This window comes from Pseudomonas cichorii (assembly GCF_003700275.1).
In the GTDB taxonomy this organism is placed as follows: Bacteria; Pseudomonadota; Gammaproteobacteria; order Pseudomonadales; family Pseudomonadaceae; genus Aquipseudomonas; species Aquipseudomonas cichorii_B.
On the sequence record NZ_RBRE01000058.1, the window covers coordinates 1 to 16,380 of the forward strand.

Annotated in this window: 17 protein-coding genes; 7 read left to right on the plus strand and 10 right to left on the minus strand. The window is 57.8% G+C overall.

Annotated features, from left to right (window positions below; genetic code table 11):
• Positions 1-616 precede the first annotated feature (616 nt).
• The gene (locus ALQ04_RS15830) at positions 617-865 is read left to right on the plus strand and encodes a transcriptional regulator (RefSeq protein ID WP_122316697.1); all 249 of its coding nucleotides are present in this window, start codon (positions 617-619) and stop codon (positions 863-865) included.
• A gap of 57 nt (positions 866-922) precedes the next feature.
• On the opposite strand, the gene ALQ04_RS15835 is transcribed toward ALQ04_RS15830, so the two are convergent.
• From ALQ04_RS15835 to ALQ04_RS15845, 3 genes are all read right to left on the minus strand, one after another.
• Entirely contained in the window at positions 923-1,678 is a 756-nt protein-coding gene (locus ALQ04_RS15835) for a DeoR/GlpR family transcriptional regulator (protein ID WP_025261506.1), read from the minus strand.
• 90 nt (positions 1,679-1,768) lie between these two features.
• Positions 1,769-3,274 carry a glycerol kinase GlpK gene (gene glpK, locus ALQ04_RS15840; RefSeq protein WP_122316698.1) on the minus strand — a complete coding sequence of 502 codons (1,506 nt, stop codon included), beginning with the start codon at positions 3,272-3,274 and terminating at the stop codon, positions 1,769-1,771.
• Positions 3,275-3,302: 28 nt separating this feature from the next.
• Positions 3,303-4,154, minus strand: coding sequence for an MIP/aquaporin family protein (locus ALQ04_RS15845; protein ID WP_122316699.1), 852 nt, complete (start codon positions 4,152-4,154; stop codon positions 3,303-3,305).
• Between the two features lie 347 nt (positions 4,155-4,501).
• On the opposite strand from ALQ04_RS15845, the gene ybaK reads away from it, so the two are divergent.
• Positions 4,502-4,972 (plus strand): Cys-tRNA(Pro) deacylase, encoded by a 471-nt coding sequence (gene ybaK, locus ALQ04_RS15850; RefSeq protein WP_122316700.1) that lies wholly within the window; start codon positions 4,502-4,504, stop codon positions 4,970-4,972.
• A gap of 5 nt (positions 4,973-4,977) precedes the next feature.
• Here the strand turns inward: ybaK and ALQ04_RS15855 are convergent, their stop codons facing one another.
• The gene (locus ALQ04_RS15855) at positions 4,978-6,039 is read right to left on the minus strand and encodes an ABC transporter ATP-binding protein (RefSeq protein WP_122316701.1); all 1,062 of its coding nucleotides are present in this window, start codon (positions 6,037-6,039) and stop codon (positions 4,978-4,980) included.
• Positions 6,036-6,956, minus strand: coding sequence for an ornithine carbamoyltransferase (argF, locus tag ALQ04_RS15860; protein WP_122316702.1), 921 nt, complete (start codon positions 6,954-6,956; stop codon positions 6,036-6,038). The genes ALQ04_RS15855 and argF overlap by 4 nt, the downstream gene beginning before the upstream one ends.
• Before the next feature lie 417 nt (positions 6,957-7,373).
• On the opposite strand from argF, the gene ALQ04_RS15865 reads away from it, so the two are divergent.
• The 3 genes from ALQ04_RS15865 (at position 7,374) to grxD (ending at position 10,321) form a co-directional block, all read left to right on the plus strand.
• Positions 7,374-7,667, plus strand: coding sequence for a hypothetical protein (locus ALQ04_RS15865; protein ID WP_122316703.1), 294 nt, complete (start codon positions 7,374-7,376; stop codon positions 7,665-7,667).
• Positions 7,668-7,798: 131 nt separating this feature from the next.
• Positions 7,799-9,907 (plus strand): molybdopterin oxidoreductase family protein, encoded by a 2,109-nt coding sequence (locus ALQ04_RS15870; protein WP_122316711.1) that lies wholly within the window; start codon positions 7,799-7,801, stop codon positions 9,905-9,907.
• Between the two features lie 87 nt (positions 9,908-9,994).
• A complete protein-coding gene (grxD, locus tag ALQ04_RS15875) occupies positions 9,995-10,321 on the plus strand; it encodes a Grx4 family monothiol glutaredoxin (protein WP_122316704.1) in 327 nt (108 codons plus the stop codon).
• 72 nt (positions 10,322-10,393) lie between these two features.
• Here the strand turns inward: grxD and bfr are convergent, their stop codons facing one another.
• From bfr to pyrC, 4 genes are all read right to left on the minus strand, one after another.
• On the minus strand, positions 10,394-10,864 hold the full coding sequence (bfr, locus tag ALQ04_RS15880; protein WP_122316705.1) for a bacterioferritin: 471 nt from the start codon (positions 10,862-10,864) through the stop codon (positions 10,394-10,396).
• A gap of 201 nt (positions 10,865-11,065) precedes the next feature.
• Complete coding sequence (locus tag ALQ04_RS15885) at positions 11,066-11,284, minus strand: bacterioferritin-associated ferredoxin (protein WP_122316706.1); 219 nt, start codon at positions 11,282-11,284, stop codon at positions 11,066-11,068.
• 179 nt (positions 11,285-11,463) lie between these two features.
• Positions 11,464-12,138: a ribonuclease T gene (gene rnt, locus ALQ04_RS15890; RefSeq protein ID WP_122316707.1), complete on the minus strand. Its 675-nt coding sequence runs from the start codon at positions 12,136-12,138 to the stop codon at positions 11,464-11,466.
• Positions 12,135-13,181 carry a dihydroorotase gene (pyrC, locus tag ALQ04_RS15895; RefSeq protein ID WP_122316708.1) on the minus strand — a complete coding sequence of 349 codons (1,047 nt, stop codon included), beginning with the start codon at positions 13,179-13,181 and terminating at the stop codon, positions 12,135-12,137. The genes rnt and pyrC overlap by 4 nt, the downstream gene beginning before the upstream one ends.
• 149 nt (positions 13,182-13,330) lie before the next feature.
• Here pyrC and ALQ04_RS15900 point away from each other — a divergent pair, with 149 nt between their 5' ends.
• Together ALQ04_RS15900 and ALQ04_RS15905 are read left to right on the plus strand one after the other, a co-directional pair.
• Positions 13,331-14,239: an OmpA family protein gene (locus ALQ04_RS15900; protein WP_122316709.1), complete on the plus strand. Its 909-nt coding sequence runs from the start codon at positions 13,331-13,333 to the stop codon at positions 14,237-14,239.
• 129 nt (positions 14,240-14,368) lie between these two features.
• Positions 14,369-15,586 (plus strand): argininosuccinate synthase, encoded by a 1,218-nt coding sequence (locus ALQ04_RS15905; RefSeq protein ID WP_122316710.1) that lies wholly within the window; start codon positions 14,369-14,371, stop codon positions 15,584-15,586.
• 226 nt (positions 15,587-15,812) lie between these two features.
• Here ALQ04_RS15905 and ALQ04_RS15910 read toward each other — a convergent pair whose 3' ends face one another.
• The gene (locus tag ALQ04_RS15910; protein WP_122316712.1) at positions 15,813-16,373 is read right to left on the minus strand and encodes a hypothetical protein; all 561 of its coding nucleotides are present in this window, start codon (positions 16,371-16,373) and stop codon (positions 15,813-15,815) included.
• Positions 16,374-16,380 lie beyond the last annotated feature (7 nt).

Genomic DNA, 16,380 nt, shown 5'->3' on the forward strand with positions numbered 1-16,380 from the left:
AAACGGCGGGTGGCGGCCGTACGCAGGTTGGTAGAACCGGTCGTAGGCGCCCGGTGCGCCCGAAGACGCCATGCGCACGGCCACCAAAACGCAGGCCGTAGAAAAGCGCCTCGCACAAGGTGGCGCCTTGCGCCTACGTAATTCAGGTCTACCAAACCCGATCGCTGATTTTGCAGCGACGGCAGGAGATTAGTGACCCGAATCGAGGGGCGCAAGCGGCCGGGATTCTCTCGGAAATTTCACTCAAAGGATAGAGAGGCGTCTTGCTATATGGGGCATTAGGACGCTGGCAGTCACCCTCGCTACGAAACGGCGGGTGGCGGCCGTACGCAGGTTGGTAGAACCGGTTAATGGGCAAACCGGCGCGTCCAGAGACGCCATGCGCACGGCCACCAAAGAGCGGTCCGTAGAAAACGCTTCGCAAAAGGCGCCGCCCTGCGCCTACGTAATTCAGGCGCTGATTTTGCGGCGAAGGCAGGAGATTAGGGATCTGAATCGAGGGGCACAAGCGGCCGGGAGTCTCTCGGAAATATCATTCAATGAATAGAGAGGCGTCTTGCTAGCTGCGGCATGAGCGCGCGTGCAACATGCTGTTTCCGATTTCAAGGAGGTCACGATGCCGCCCATTTTGTTATGCAACATTGAAGATTCGTTGCTCAAGACATTCGATGAATTGGTGCAGACCGCAAACCATGGCCGTCAATATCATCTACAAAGCGCAGTGGAGTGTTATGTCGAAACGGAAATTAGCTATCTAAGCGATATAGAGGAGGGTGTTGCCGATGCTGCGGCAGGACGCCTTACTGACTTTGAGGTGGTAAAAGCCGAGTGGATGGCAAGCCTTGCCAACAATCACGTCGACTAAACAGGCTATACGACCTGATGGTTCAGCAATGCGCGGGATGCACATTGCTTTCGCGAATCAAACCACCTCAAGCCGAATCTTGTGCTGGGCCAGCAACTGCTGCAAGGCCGGAACCGGTGCCTGATCGGTCACCAGGCAATCGATCAGGGTGATCGGGCCGAGGCGTACCATGGCGTTGCGGCCGAACTTGCTGGAGTCCGCAGCCAGCAGCACTTGCCGGGCGTTGGCGATGATTGCCTGGGAAACCCTGACTTCCTGGTAGTCGAAGTCCAGCAGGCTGCCGTCTTCGTCGATGCCGCTGATGCCAACCAGGGCGAAGTCGACCTTGAACTGGGTGATGAAGTCCACGCTGGCCTGACCGACCACGCCGCCGTCGCGACGTACATTGCCACCGGCCAGCAGCACCTCGAAATCATCCTTGCCGCTGAGGATCGAAGCTACGTGCAGGTTGTTGGTGATGATTTTCAGGTTGTTGTGGTTGAGCAGGGCGCGGGCGATGGATTCGGTGGTGGTGCCGATATTGATGAACAGCGAGGCGTTGTCCGGGATCTGTGCGGCGATGGCTTCGGCGATCCGCTGCTTCTCGTCACGCATCTGGTCCGCACGCATGGCGTAGGCGGTGTTCTCGATGCTGGAGTCATAGGCCGCGCCGCCGTGGTAGCGACGCAGCAGGTTCATTTCCGCAAGTTGATTGATATCACGGCGGATGGTTTGTGGGGTCACGACGAACAGCGTCGCCATTTCCTCGATGCTGACATAGCCGCGTTCGCGAACCAGTTCGAGGATCTGTTGCTGGCGGGGAGGCAGGTTCATTGTTTTTCCTTAGGGCACCCTCGGCAAAGGGTGCCCATGATGCCGCAGCCAGGCCTCGGCTGTCAGCTTCAATCCTGCTCCACGACCGGCTTACTCCTCGTTTTCGTGGGGTTCCCAGTCACGAGTGCGCTCGACGGCTTTCTTCCAGCCAGCGTACAGCTTCTCTTTTTCGGACTCGTCGCACTGTGGCTCGAACTCTCGTTCGATCACCGCCTTGTTACGCAACTCGTCCAGGCTGCTCCAGAAACCAATCGCCAGACCGGCCAGGAACGCCGCACCCAGGGCCGTGGTTTCGCGCATTTGCGGACGCTCGACCTTGGTGCCGAGGATGTCGGCCTGGAACTGCATGAGGAAGTTGTTGGCCACCGCGCCACCGTCGACACGCAACGACTTGAGGCGCTCGCCCGAGTCCTGTTGCATGGCGTCCAGCACGTCGCGGGTCTGGTAGGCGATGGACTCCAGTGCGGCACGGATGATGTGATCGACTTTCACGCCGCGGGTCAGGCCGAACAGGGCACCACGGGCATACGGGTCCCAGTAGGGCGCGCCCAGACCGGTGAAGGCGGGGACCAGATACACACCGTTGCTGTTCTTGACCTTGTTGGCGAAGTACTCGGTGTCCAGCGCGTCGTTGACGATTTTCAGTTCGTCGCGCAGCCACTGCACAGTAGAGCCGCCGTTGAACACGGCGCCTTCCAGGGCATAAGCCACTTCGCCGCGCGGGCCGCAACCGATGGTGGTCAGCATGCCGTGGGCCGATTTGACGGCTTTCTTGCCGGTGTTCATCAGCAGGAAACAGCCGGTGCCATAAGTGTTTTTCGCCTGACCCGGCTCGACACACATCTGCCCGAACAGCGCAGCTTGCTGGTCGCCCGCGATACCAGCAATCGGAATTCCGCTCTTGCTGTGGCCGTAGACTTCGGAAGACGACTTGACCTCGGGCAGCATCTCGCGCGGGATATCCAGCACTTCCAGCATGCGCTGGTCCCATTCCAGGGTGTGGATGTTGAACAGCATGGTGCGCGAGGCGTTGGTGTAGTCGGTGACGTGAATCTTGCCGCCGGTGAATTTCCAGATCAGCCAGCTATCGATGGTGCCGAACATCAGCTCGCCCTTGCGTGCGCGCTCGCGGCTGCCTTCGACGTTGTCCAGGATCCATTTGAGCTTGGTGCCGGAGAAGTACGGGTCGGTTACCAGGCCAGTGGTGTCCTTGATGTATTCCTCAAGGCCGTCACGCTTGAGCTGCTGGCAGATCTCGGTGCTGCGGCGGCACTGCCAGACAATTGCGTTGTAGATCGGACGACCGGTGTCCTTTTCCCAGACCACGGTGGTTTCGCGCTGGTTGGTGATACCGATGGCGGCGATCTGGTTATGGTGCAGGTCGGCCTGGGCCAGCGCCTTGGTCATGCAGGCGGTCTGGGTGGCGAAAATCTCCATCGGATCGTGTTCGACCCAGCCTGCCTGCGGATAGTGCTGAACGAATTCGCTTTGGGCGGTGCTCACCACGTTGGCGTTGCGGTCGAAAATGATCGCACGGGAACTGGTGGTGCCCTGGTCAAGGGCAATGATGTAGTTCTTGTTCTGAGAGTCTGTCATTTCGATTGCCTTGCGTTATTGGGGGTATTCAAACGGAGGTCTGAGCTTTGCCGCGAATGGCTTCTGGAGTCTTTTCTGCTTCGATGGCGCTGGGCAGATGGCGAGCGATCAGCCCGCGATAACCCGCAGCACCCAGGCAGGCGCCCAGGATCGGCGCGAAAATTGGTACCAGGAAATACGGTATGTCGCGTCCACCGGTGAACGCTATCTCATCCCAGCCAGCGAGGAATGTCATCAGTTTAGGACCGAAATCCCGTGCCGGGTTCATGGCGAAACCCGTCAGTGGCCCCATGGATGCACCGATCACGGCCACCAGCAGGCCGACCAGCAAGGGAGCCATCGCGCCGCGCGGCAAGCCGTTGCTGTCGTCGCCCAATGCCATGATGACGCCCATCAGGACGGCAGTGATGACCACTTCGACCAGAAACGCCTGGCCGACCGAAATGGCGGGATTGGGGTAGGTCGAGAACACCGACGCCAGTTCGAGGCTTTCCACGCTGCCACGCACCATGTTGTGGGCATGTTCAAAATCGAAGAACAGGCTGACATAAAGCAGATAGACCAGGCCCGCGCCACAAAAGGCTCCGGCGATCTGGGCACTTATATAGAAGGGCAGCTTTTTCTTTTCAAAACCGGCAAACAGGCTGAGGGCGATGCTGACTGCAGGGTTCAGGTGCGCGCCCGAAACACCGGCGCTCAAATAGATACCCATGCTGACGGCCAGGCCCCAGATGATGCAGATTTCCCATAAGCCAAATGAAGCACCCGCGACCTTGAGCGCTGCAACGCATCCCGTGCCAAAGAAAATCATCAGAGCGGTGCCCAGGAATTCGGCCAGACATTGGCCCCCGAGCGTCGGTTGTTTCATTGATATGGCCATGTAAAACCTCATTTTTGTTTTTTGCGGCAACGTATGCAGAAGCACCGATGCTCGTCATGTGCCGTCTCGGGAAAACCCCATTCCCGACCGGTTTTACGAATCTTGTTGAAAATCAATTTCAGAAATCTTCGTAAACGAAAAAATATAGACAAGAAACGACGCTGTCAAAGGTTGAAAGTGAACCGTTGACGATATTTTCTGACAGCGGAATTTGATTTTTCTCCATTGTGTTTAGGAAATATTTTTTTGATCTCAAAGCGCTATCGCACGGTAATATGCCTTGAGACAGGCCTTTGCGCATTGCCTGGCCTAGAGTAATGGCTGGCTTGAGTTGACTGGAGTGGCGTATGACACCCGCGCTGGATTTATTGAAGAAGGTTCGCGCCGAACACCGGATTCACAGTTACGAACATGATCCGAAAGCGGCATCCTATGGGCTGGAGGCTGCAGAAAAGCTGGGCCTTGAGCCGGCCCGGGTGTTCAAGACCCTGCTTGCCAGCACGGAAAAGGGCGAGTTACTGGTGGCTGTTGTCCCGGTTGCCGGAACCCTGGATCTCAAGGCGCTGGCCAGTGCTGCCGCTGCGAAGAAAACCGAAATGGCCGACCCGTCGGCAGCGCAGCGGGCCACCGGTTATCTGTTGGGCGGGATCAGTCCGCTGGGGCAGAAGAAACGTTTACGCACGTTCATCGACCAGAGCGCCCAGCCTTTCGAGACCATTTATGTCAGTGCAGGCAGGCGCGGGCTTGAAGTCGAACTGTCGGCGGCGGTGCTGGCTGAACACACCAGGGCGACTTTCGCGGCAATAGGCCGCGAATGAATTCGCTACACACGCACTGTTCCGGCAACGGGAAACAGCACCAGATGTTCGGTGACCACCCGGATGCCGACTTCTTCGCCCGTCATGTGATCGGTATGGCCGGGGAAGATGGCTTCAAGCTGGCTGCCGGTAGGCAACTGCAGACGATAGAGCGTTGAAGCGCCCTGGAAGGTCCGGCCAATGACCCGTGCCTTCAGGTCGCTGTCCGCTGCGTAGACAATATCGTCCGGGCGCAGCAGTACATCGACCGCGCTGCCGCTGACGCCGGGATAGGCGCGATTGCCGCGCAGCACACCGAGTTCGGTCTGCACCGATTGCGGATCAAGCAATTGCCCACGAATGAAATAACCCTGCCCGATAAAGCTGGCAACGAACGGAGTCAGTGGTTCGTGATACAGGTTGTAGGGCGTATCCCATTGCTCCAGTCGGCCTTCCTTGAAGACACCGACATGATCGCTGACCGCAAACGCTTCTTCCTGATCGTGGGTGACCAGAATGGCGCTGGTGCCGCGGGCCTTGAGAATGTCGCGCACTTCATGGCTCAGGCGTCGGCGCAATTCTCCGTCAAGGTTGGAGAATGGCTCGTCCAGCAATAGCAGTTGCGGTTCCGGGGCCAGCGCACGGGCCAGGGCGACACGCTGCTGTTGGCCGCCGGAAAGCTCATGCGGATAACGTTTGCCCAGCGAACCCAGATTGACCAGCTCCAGTAATTCGTCGGTCACCTGCTGCAAGCGCGGGTGTTTGCGAATCCCGAAGGCGATGTTCTGGGCAACGCTTAAATGAGGGAACAGCGCATAGTCCTGAAACACCATGCCGATCCGGCGTTTTTCCGGAGCCAGGGTCCAGCCCGGACGGGAGATGACTTCCCCCGCCAGGGTAATCTCGCCGGCATGAATCGGCTCAAAACCGGCAATTGCCCGCAGGGTCGTGGTCTTGCCGCATCCCGACGATCCCAGCAGGCAGCCGATATCTCCGGCGTTGAGGTGCAGGTTCAAGTCCTGCACCACACGTTGATCCTGATAGCCGCACGCCAGATTGCGCAAGTTCAGCAGCAGGGAATGACTCATGCAGGCTGACAGGACGGCGCGACGAGAAACTCCAGCAGGGCTTTCTGGGCATGCAGGCGGTTCTCGGCCTGATCCCAGGCGACAGAGCGCTGATCGTCCAGCAGGTCGACGCTGATTTCCTCGCCACGATGTGCTGGCAGGCAGTGCATGAACAGCACGTCCTTGTCAGCCAGGTCGAGCAAGGCCCGAGTGACCTGGAAGGGCGCGAACAGGGCCATGCGTTTGGCGGTTTCTTCTTCCTGGCCCATTGAGGTCCAGACGTCGGTACTGACCAGATGCACACCTTCGACCGCCGCTTTCGGGTCGCGCATGACGGTCACGCGATCACCGGCCAGCGCCAGGAACTCGGGGTTCGGCTCGTAGCCCGAAGGGCAGGCGACGCGCAACTGGAAGTCGAATTGAATCGCCGCTTCTATATAGCTGTTGCACATGTTGTTGCCGTCGCCGATCCAGGCCACGGTCTTGCCCTTGATCGAGCCGCGATGCTCCAGAAAGGTCTGCATGTCGGCCAGCAACTGGCATGGATGCAGGTCATCGGAGAGGCCGTTGATCACCGGGACGCGGGAATTGGCAGCGAATTCGGTCAGATTGCTGTGCGCATAAGTCCGAATCATCACCGCATCGAGCATGCGTGACATGACCTTGGCGCTGTCGGCAATCGGCTCGCCACGGCCCAATTGGGTGTCGCGATGCGACAGAAAGATGGCCTGGCCACCCATCTGGATCATGCCCGCTTCAAAGGAAAGACGGGTACGTGTCGAGGATTTCTCGAAGATCATCCCCAGTACACGGTTTTTCAGTGGTTCAAAAAGCACGCCGCGATTTCGCAGGTCTTTAAGCTCTACGCCACGACGGATCAAGCCCAGCAGCTCATCTGGGGTGTAATCCATCATCGAGAGAAAGTGCCTGGCGTTCATTATTAACTACCTTTTTTGCAACAGACCGCAGGTTCTGAAAGCCGGGTTTTATCGGGAAAACGGCATGACCTGAGGCGAAAGCCGCACGGGGGCGACGAATAAGGAAGGCGCGATAGTATAAAAAAATGTCGCGTCTTACCAATAGCATGCTTACTTAAGAGAGAGCGAAGTCCGTAACCGCAAAGGCGCTGGTTGAAACAGCCCAGGGCCGGCCCGCTGATTGCAGAAGGCAGCATTTGTACACTGACCAAACAGTGCTTGGCAATTGATGCCGATACTGTAAAAGTCCGCAGGCCGACGGCAACGCTTATGCGACGCGCTTCACGGCATTGAAAAGTTGCCCGTTTCCTTAAGTGCGTACGTGAGTTATAAAGAGTTACAAAGAGTAAACTACTCAATTCAATCGAGGGGCCGGGAATGGACTCAAAGGAACGACAACTAACGGAGCTGCTTGGGTTGACCGCCCGGACCCTGACACACCTCACTGCTTCGATGACGTCGATGTCTTTTGAGTTGTTGCGCAGTGAAGACGAAGTCACGCGGTCTGCCGGTCGGCGCATGATCGACCGCATGGCGACCATCAGTTCCGGGCTCGATGACCACTGGCGCCTGATCGGCGAACTGACCGGGGTGCATGTCGCTCAGGAACAGATCGAAACCGTCACGGAAATCCAGTTGCAGCGCAAGGTCGTCACGCCTATCGGCAACTGACTGGCAAGGCCATCGGCCTGCCTGATGGCCCGGGATTCATGAGACGAACGTCTCTGGCGCGGTCAACGTTAACGCTCCATATTCTTGTCAGTGCAATTCGACTGCCATGACAAGAATATGAGGCTTCGATGATGATCAGGACCGAACACCACCGTGCCTGCCACCTCTGTGAGGCCATTTGTGGCCTTACCATAGAAACCACAGCGTCCACGGACGCCGCGCCGGTCATCACCTCGATCAAGGGCGATCCGCTCGATGCGTTCAGTCGTGGTCATATCTGCCCCAAGGCTGTGGCCCTGCAGGATATCCAGAACGATCCCGACCGCTTGCGCCAGCCGATGCTGCGCGTGGGTAGCGAATGGCTGCCGATCGAGTGGCAGGACGCTTTCGAGTTGGTCGCCGAGCGCCTGTTTGCCATTCAGCAGCAACACGGCCAGAACGCAGTCGCGGTCTATCAAGGCAACCCCAGCGTGCACAACTATGGGTTGATGACCCACAGCAACTATTTTCTCGGGCTGCTCAAGACCCGCAATCGCTATTCGGCAACTTCGGTCGATCAACTGCCGCATCACCTCACCAGTTTTCTGATGTATGGCCACGGCTTGTTGCTACCGGTTCCGGACATCGATCACACGGATTTCATGCTGATTCTGGGCGGTAACCCGCTGGCCTCCAATGGCAGCATCATGACGGTGCCGGATGTCGAAAAGCGTCTGAAAGCCATTCAGAAACGGGGTGGCAAGGTCGTGGTGGTCGATCCCCGGCGCAGCGAAACGGCGGCGATTGCCGATCAGCATATTTTTGTCCGGCCCGGTGGCGACGCCGCATTGTTGTTTGGTCTGCTCAATACCCTGTTCGAGGAAGGGCTGACCCGCGACAGTCATCTGCCGGTCGATGGCCTGGAACAGGTGCGCGAATCCATCAGGCACCTCAACGCTGAAACCATGAGCCCGCGCTGCGGCATACCCGCCGCACAGATCCGGCAACTGGCCCGGGATTTCGCTGCCGCCGACAAGGCCGTGTGCTATGGGCGGATGGGTATTTCCACCCAGGCTTTCGGCACCCTGTGCCACTGGCTGGTGCAATTGATCAATCTGGTAACCGGCAATCTGGACCGGGTCGGCGGAACGCTGTGTACCGAGCCGGCCGTGGACCTGGTTGCTTCGACCTCGGGCGGGCATTTCAACCTTTGGCAGAGCCGGGTGTCCGGCCTGCCCGAATATGGCGGGGAGTTGCCGGTCTCGGCGCTGGCCGAGGAGATCCTGACCGAAGGGGAAGGGCAGGTGCGTGCCTTGATCACGGTCGCCGGCAACCCGGTATTGTCCACGCCCAACGGACGGCAACTGGATGAGGCGCTTGAAGGGCTGGACTTCATGCTCAGCATCGACCTGTATATCAATGAAACCACTCGTTATGCCGACCTGATCCTGCCTTCGACCTCGGCGCTGGAAAACGATCACTACGACACAACGTTCAACCTTCTTGCCGTGCGCAACGTCACTCGCTTCAACCGGGCAATCTTTGCCAGGCCAGAAGGCGCATTGCATGACTGGGAAATCTTTGTCGGCCTGGCCAAGGCTTTTGCAGCCAGGGCTCAGCGCGAGCTGAAGCCGACCATGCCGCCTGCGCAGATGATCGACTACGGGCTGCGCAAGGGCCTGTATGGCGAGGCGTCGGACTATGCGTTGTCCGTGGAAGCCCTGCGTGATCATCCGCACGGGCTGGATCTGGGGCCGTTGAAGCCCAATCTCACGCATCGCCTGAAAACCGCCAATGGCCGCATTCAGGCCGCGCCCGAAGCCGTCATGGCCGATCTGTCCCGTTTCACTGGCTCGCCTGCGCCGCAAGCGGATGAGCTATTGCTGATCGGGCGTCGGCATGTGCGCAGCAACAACTCCTGGATGCATAACTATCACCGGCTGGTGAAGGGCAAGCCGCGGCATCAATTGCTGATGCACCCCGACGATCTGGCCAGCCGAGGCCTGAACGACGGGCAGCAGGTCAGGGTCGAGTCGCGGGTCGGAACGATCGAGGTGCAGGTGCTGGGCAGTGCGGAGATGATGCCCGGCGTGGTCAGCCTGCCACATGGCTGGGGTCATGCCCGGGCGGGTGTGCGCATGGAGATTGCCCGGGGACAGCCCGGCGTCAGCGCCAACGACCTGACCGACGAGCGACAACTCGATGCCTTGTCCGGCAACGCCGTATTGAATGGTGTGCCGGTGCAAGTGACGTCTTGTTGAGTTCAAGACTGAGCGTCTGGCCGGGGATTCCGTTACAATGCGCCACCGTGCCGACAACTGAGTCGGAAAGTTCAGCCGAGGTGCTCCATGGATATCATCGAAACGATCAAAGAGCAGATTGCCAACAACACCATTCTGCTTTACATGAAAGGCGCTCCGAATGCCCCGCAGTGCGGCTTTTCGGCCAAAGCCTCCCAGGCCTTGATGGCATGCGGCGAAAAATTCGCCTATGTCGACATCCTGCAGAACCCGGAAATCCGCGCCAACCTGCCGAAATACGCCAACTGGCCGACTTTCCCGCAACTGTGGGTCGGCGGTGAGCTGGTCGGCGGCAGCGATATCATCACCGAGATGTTCCAGAACGGTGAATTGCAGACCCTGCTCAAGCAGGCTTCTGAAAAAGCCCAGTCGTAAGACTCGGCAGGCCAACAAAAAGCCCCGCTCTCGTCAGAGGCGGGGCTTTTTGTTGGCTGCTGCCTGAAGGGCTTATTCGCCCATCTGCGACTGCAGGTAGTTCTCGATACCGACTTTCTCGATCAGGCCCAGTTGGGTTTCCAGCCAGTCGATGTGCTCTTCCTCGGATTCGAGGATGTCTTCCAGCAGTTCGCGGCTGCCGAAGTCGCCAACGGTTTCAAAGTGGGCAATTGCCGCTTTCAGGTCAGCCAGGCCTTTCTTTTCGATCTTCAGGTCACACTCAAGCATTTCCTTGGTGTGCTCGCCGATCAGGATCTTGCCCAGGTCCTGCAGGTTTGGCAGGCCTTCGAGAAACAGGATGCGCTTGATCAGCTTGTCGGCGTGCTTCATCTCGTCGATGGACTCGCGATATTCGTGAGCGCCGAGTTTTTTCAGACCCCAATCCTCGTACATGCGGGCATGCAGGAAGTACTGATTGATCGCGACCAGCTCGTTTCCGAGGATCTTGTTGAGATGCTGGATGACTGTAATGTCGCCTTTCATGTTCGAGGTCCTGCCGATGGCTTGTGTATATAAAGCGCGAGTTTGAGCTGCACTTAAAAGCCTGTCAAACCTAAGTTATTGAATAATAAGTGAAATTAAATAAGAATAAGAATGTTTGAGTTCCGCATCTTGACGCTAAGCGCTTGAATTACAGGCATAAAAAAACCGGACACTCGGTCCGGTTCTTTGAATATGGGGAATTCAGGCGGCTGAAAATTCTGCTGGATAGGCCAGTGATACCTGGCTGCTTTGCAGTTCGGTCAGGGTTTCACGCACCACTTCCTTGGCCAGGCAGGCGCATTTACCGCATTTGCTGGCAACACCCAACGTCTCGCGCACTTCACGATAACTACAGCAGCCTTCGAGGATTGCATCCCGGATCTGGCCGTCAGTGACACCTTGGCAGAGGCAAACATACATAAGTCGGTAACCGTCGCTGGTTATTGCTTTGTGCCGAGGAGGTTAATCTTAATGAGAATGCTTGTCAAAACTGTTTTGGATACCATTTATCGAGTCCGATGAGCGGTCGCTGTTACAGCGCAGATCCATAAATGAAAAAACCGGCACAAGGCCGGTTTTTAAACAATGAAGCACAGGCCTCAGTCGTCGTAGTCTTCCCAGCCGCCCATTTCTTTCCAGCGGTTGACGATGCCACAGAACAGCTCGGCGGTTTTTTCGGTGTCATAGCGAGCCGAGTGAGCCTCGCGTCCATCGAAGTCCATACCGGCCGCCTGACAGGCCTTGGCCAGGACTGTCTGTCCATAGGCCAGACCAGCCAGAGTGGCGGTGTCGAAGCAGGAGAACGGGTGAAACGGATTGCGTTTCATGTCCAGGCGAGCAACCGCAGCGTTCAGGAAGCCCAGGTCGAAGCTGGCGTTATGGCCGACCAGCACGGCGCGTTTGCAGCCATTGGCCTTGAGCGCCTTGCGTACGCCGCGAAAGATATCGGTCAGCGCGGTTTCCTCGCTGACGGCCATGCGCAGCGGGTGATCGAGCTTGATCCCGGTGAATTCCAGAGCCGCGGCTTCGATATTGGCGCCTTCAAACGGTTCAACACGGAAGAAGTAGGTGTGCTCCGGGAACACAAAACCTTTTTCGTCCATGCCGATCGTCACGGCAGCGATTTCCAGCAGGGCATCGGTTGCGGAATTGAAGCCACCGGTTTCTACGTCGATGACCACAGGCAGGTAGCCCCGAAAGCGAGCCGCCATTGGGTGGCGAGAGCCGCCACCGCCATGACCGTCCTGTTCGTCGTCGAAATGATCGTCACTCACGCATTTTCCTCCAGCAGGCGCCAGCGCAGTTTTTCTCCGGCGCGCAGCGGGATTACGCTCAACTCGCCAAATGGCAGGCTGGCAGGGGCAGTCCACTCGTCACGCACCAGCGTGATGGTGTCCTGGTTGGCCGGCAGGCCGTAGAACGCCGGGCCATGCAGGCTGGCGAAGCCTTCCAGCTTGTCCAGCGCGTTACGTTGCTCGAAAGCCTCGGCGTACAATTCGATGGCGGCATATGCCGTGTAGCAGCCGGCACAACCGCAGGCGGCTTCCTTGGCGTGCTGGGCATGAGGTGCCGAGTCTGTGCCGAGGAAGAACTTGCCGTTGCCACTGGTTGCGGCATCGAGCAGGGACGTCTGGTGCGTGTTGCGCTTGAGGATCGGCAGGCAGTAGAAATGCGGCCGAATCCCGCCGACCAGCATGTGATTGCGGTTATACAGCAGGTGATGCGCGGTGATGGTCGCCGCGACATTGGCCGATGCCGCGTTGACGAACTGTACGGCCTCGCCGGTGGTGATGTGTTCAAAAACCACTTTCAGCGTCGGGAAGCGCTCGACGACACGCCGCAGGTGTTCGTCGATGAAAACTTTCTCGCGGTCGAAGACATCGATCTCGCCACGGGTGACTTCGCCGTGGACCAGCAGCAGCATGCCGACTTCGGCCATGGCTTCCAGAACATGGAAAATCCTGTCGATGCTGGTGACGCCAGAATCGGAGTTGGTGGTCGCACCGGCCGGATACAATTTGGCCGCATGGACGAAACCGCTGGCCTTGGCCGTGCGAATGTCCTCGGGCGTAGTCTGGTCGGTCAGATAAAGCACCATCAATGGCTCGAAGCCGCTATCAGCCGGGCGTGCAGCCAGGATGCGCTGGCGATAGGCATCGGCCTGCTGGGCGTTGCGTACCGGGGGCACGAGGTTGGGCATGATGATTGCGCGGCCAAAAGTGCGCGCAACGTCAGCAACGGTGTGAGGCAAAACAGCTCCGTCACGGAGATGGATGTGCCAGTCGTCGGGACGCAGAAGGGTCAGGCGGTCAGACATTGGGGATTCCAGGCGGGTCAAACTCGCTGGGAATCCTACCGGAAAAGACTCTCTCAGGCACTCGCTATCAAGTTTTGTAGGAAGTTACCGATAGCCCGACGTAAGAAGCACTTTTTGTTTCGCGTTCATTTTTATAAGTGGAGCCTCCCGTGCGCCAGCTATATCTCGCCTTGCTCAGCGTATTTGTCAGCCTCCCGGCGGCGGCAGTCAGTTTCCAGACGCGTCTGGAAAGCATCGAGTGGAAGGTCGAAGGTGATCAGTTCGAGTGTCGCCTGACCCAGCCGATCACTGACTTCGGTGCTGGTGAGTTCGTACGCCGTGCCGGTGAGCAGGCGACCTTTCGCCTCAAGGCTTCGTACAACATGCTTGGCAATGGCTCTGCCACCTTGCTGGCTGCAGCGGCGCCCTGGCAGCCAGGGCGGGGCGATATCAACCTCGGCTCGGTTCGGGTCAGCAATGGCGAGATTCCCTTCAATACCTCCGAGGCGCAGGCCGGACGCTTGATCAGCGGCTTGATGGAAGGGCGCAGCCCGCTGATCCGTCACTATTCCCGCGATAACGGTGGCACGATGGAAGTGCGGCTGTTACCCGTCAAGTTCAGCAAGGCATTCAGTGATTACCAGCTGTGTACCACCAAGCTGCTGCCGATGAACTTCGATCAGATCAAGCAGGCTGAAGTGGGCTTCCCGGGCGGCGGTATCGATCTGGATGCCAAGGCCAAGGCCCGTCTGGATAACATGATCGCCTATCTGCGCGCCGATCCGACGGTCAATCATATCGAGCTCGATGGCCACTCCGATAACAGCGGCAACCGGCTCACCAACCGTGACCTGTCCCGCCGTCGGGCACTGGCAGTCATGGACTATCTGAAAGCTCAAGGTATTCCCGAGCAGCAGATTACCCTGCGCTTCCATGGTGAGCGCTATCCGCTGGCTCCTAACACCAACAATGCCAACCGTGCCCGCAACCGTCGTGTGAACGTGCATCTGGAACGTGTTCCTCCCGAGGAAAAACCGGTTCCGGTCGCCACTTCGGCCAGCGCTGCGCGCACTTCATGATCCTTTCCCTTCCGTCGCGAGGCTGACATAACCTGTCGCCTCGTCGTCACAAGCTGTCGCGCCCCTGTAAATTTGCTGGTTTGAACGGTAGAATCGACGGTTTTCCGTACAACCCGGTGGAGTGATGGCATGGCGGACGTAAACAAGGTAGTTCTCGCGTATTCCGGTGGCCTGGATACTTCGGTCATTCTGAAGTGGCTGCAAGATACGTATAACTGCGAAGTGGTGACCTTTACAGCTGACCTGGGTCAGGGTGAAGAAGTCGAGCCGGCACGTGCCAAGGCTCAGGCCATGGGCGTTAAAGAAATCTACATCGACGATCTGCGCGAAGAATTCGTGCGTGACTTCGTGTTCCCGATGTTCCGCGCCAACACTGTCTACGAAGGCGAGTACCTGCTGGGTACTTCCATTGCCCGCCCGCTGATCGCCAAGCGCCTGATCGAAATCGCCAACGAAACCGGCGCCGACGCCATTTCCCACGGTGCAACCGGTAAAGGCAACGACCAGGTTCGTTTCGAGCTGGGCGCCTACGCCCTCAAGCCAGGCGTCAAGGTCATTGCTCCATGGCGTGAATGGGATCTGCTGTCGCGTGAAAAGCTGATGGATTATGCCGAGAAGCATTCGATCCCGATCGAGCGTCATGGCAAGAAGAAATCCCCGTACTCGATGGATGCCAACCTGCTGCACATCTCCTATGAAGGTGGCGTGCTGGAAGACACCTGGACCGAGCACGAAGAAGACATGTGGCGTTGGACCAAGTCCCCGGAAGACGCGCCGAACGTTGCAACCTACCTTGAGCTGACCTATCGCAATGGCGATATCGTCGCCCTGGATGGCGTCGAGATGACGCCTGCTACCGTGCTGGCTACCTTGAACCGCATCGGCGGCGAGAACGGCATCGGTCGTCTGGACATCGTTGAAAACCGCTATGTGGGCATGAAGTCCCGTGGCTGCTACGAAACCCCGGGCGGCACCATCATGTTGCGTGCTCACCGTGCCATCGAGTCGATCACTCTGGATCGCGAAGTCGCTCACCTCAAGGATGAGCTGATGGCCAAGTACGCAAGCCTGATCTACACCGGCTACTGGTGGAGCCCTGAGCGTCTGATGCTGCAACAGATGATCGATGCTTCTCAGGTCCACGTGAACGGTGTCGTGCGTCTGAAGCTGTACAAGGGCAATGTGATCGTTACCGGTCGCAAGTCCGAAGAGTCGCTGTTTGACGCCAACATTGCCACCTTTGAAGAGGATGGCGGTGCTTACAATCAGGCAGACGCTGCCGGCTTCATCAAGCTCAATGCGCTGCGTATGCGCATTGCTGCGAACAAGGGCCGCAAGTTCTTCTGAACCTGGCCTGCCGTTTGAAGGCACAGCCCCTGCGGGGGCTGTGCTGTCAGTAGTTTTCAGCTATTTCGTGTCACTTGCAGTGTGCAACGCACTGCCAGCGTTTGCCTGCTTGTCTTTCCTCCTTGTTGATCTTTGCGTTTGAGTGGATGTCTGGCCGTTGTGTCTGGCGAGGTTTCGGTGCGCGCGGGAGAGGGCCGGTTGGTCTGTCTGTGCAGGGGAGATGGGCTCAGGGGGTATCACTGTCCCTTTTCTGCTTGAACTCGAAACGATAGGCTTTGCCGATATTCCAGACCTGCCGCACACTCAGGTCCAGTAGTTGCGCAATTTCCGGTGCGGTATAACCGAGACTGGAATAATGCATGGCATGACCGGCAACTACATCATCAATATCCGTGGTGTCATAGTGGGGTTCTTTATTGGCCTCTCTTATCGGTCGGCTGAATTTTATCTTTACATCATTTTCCTGTGCAAGTTGGCGAATCTCTTTCTTGTTCATCCTCAATGAATATTGTAATGCGGAAACCCCGGCGCCTTTGGCAACCAGATTCCTGAGTAACTCCAGTTTGGCACTCTTTTCAAGTTCGGGATCCAGAAGCGGTGTTTCTTCTGCTACCGAGAGCACGGGTGATTCTGCTGTTTCACCATCGGGTATTACTGCAATGACGCCTCCTTGCGCGACAAACTGTTCGACTGCCGCGGTCAGATCAAGGGGCGTTATATTTTTCGACGATGAATGAGATGATTTGTTGTTCATGGTATATCCCTTTTTGAACATGGTTATACGCATGGCCAAT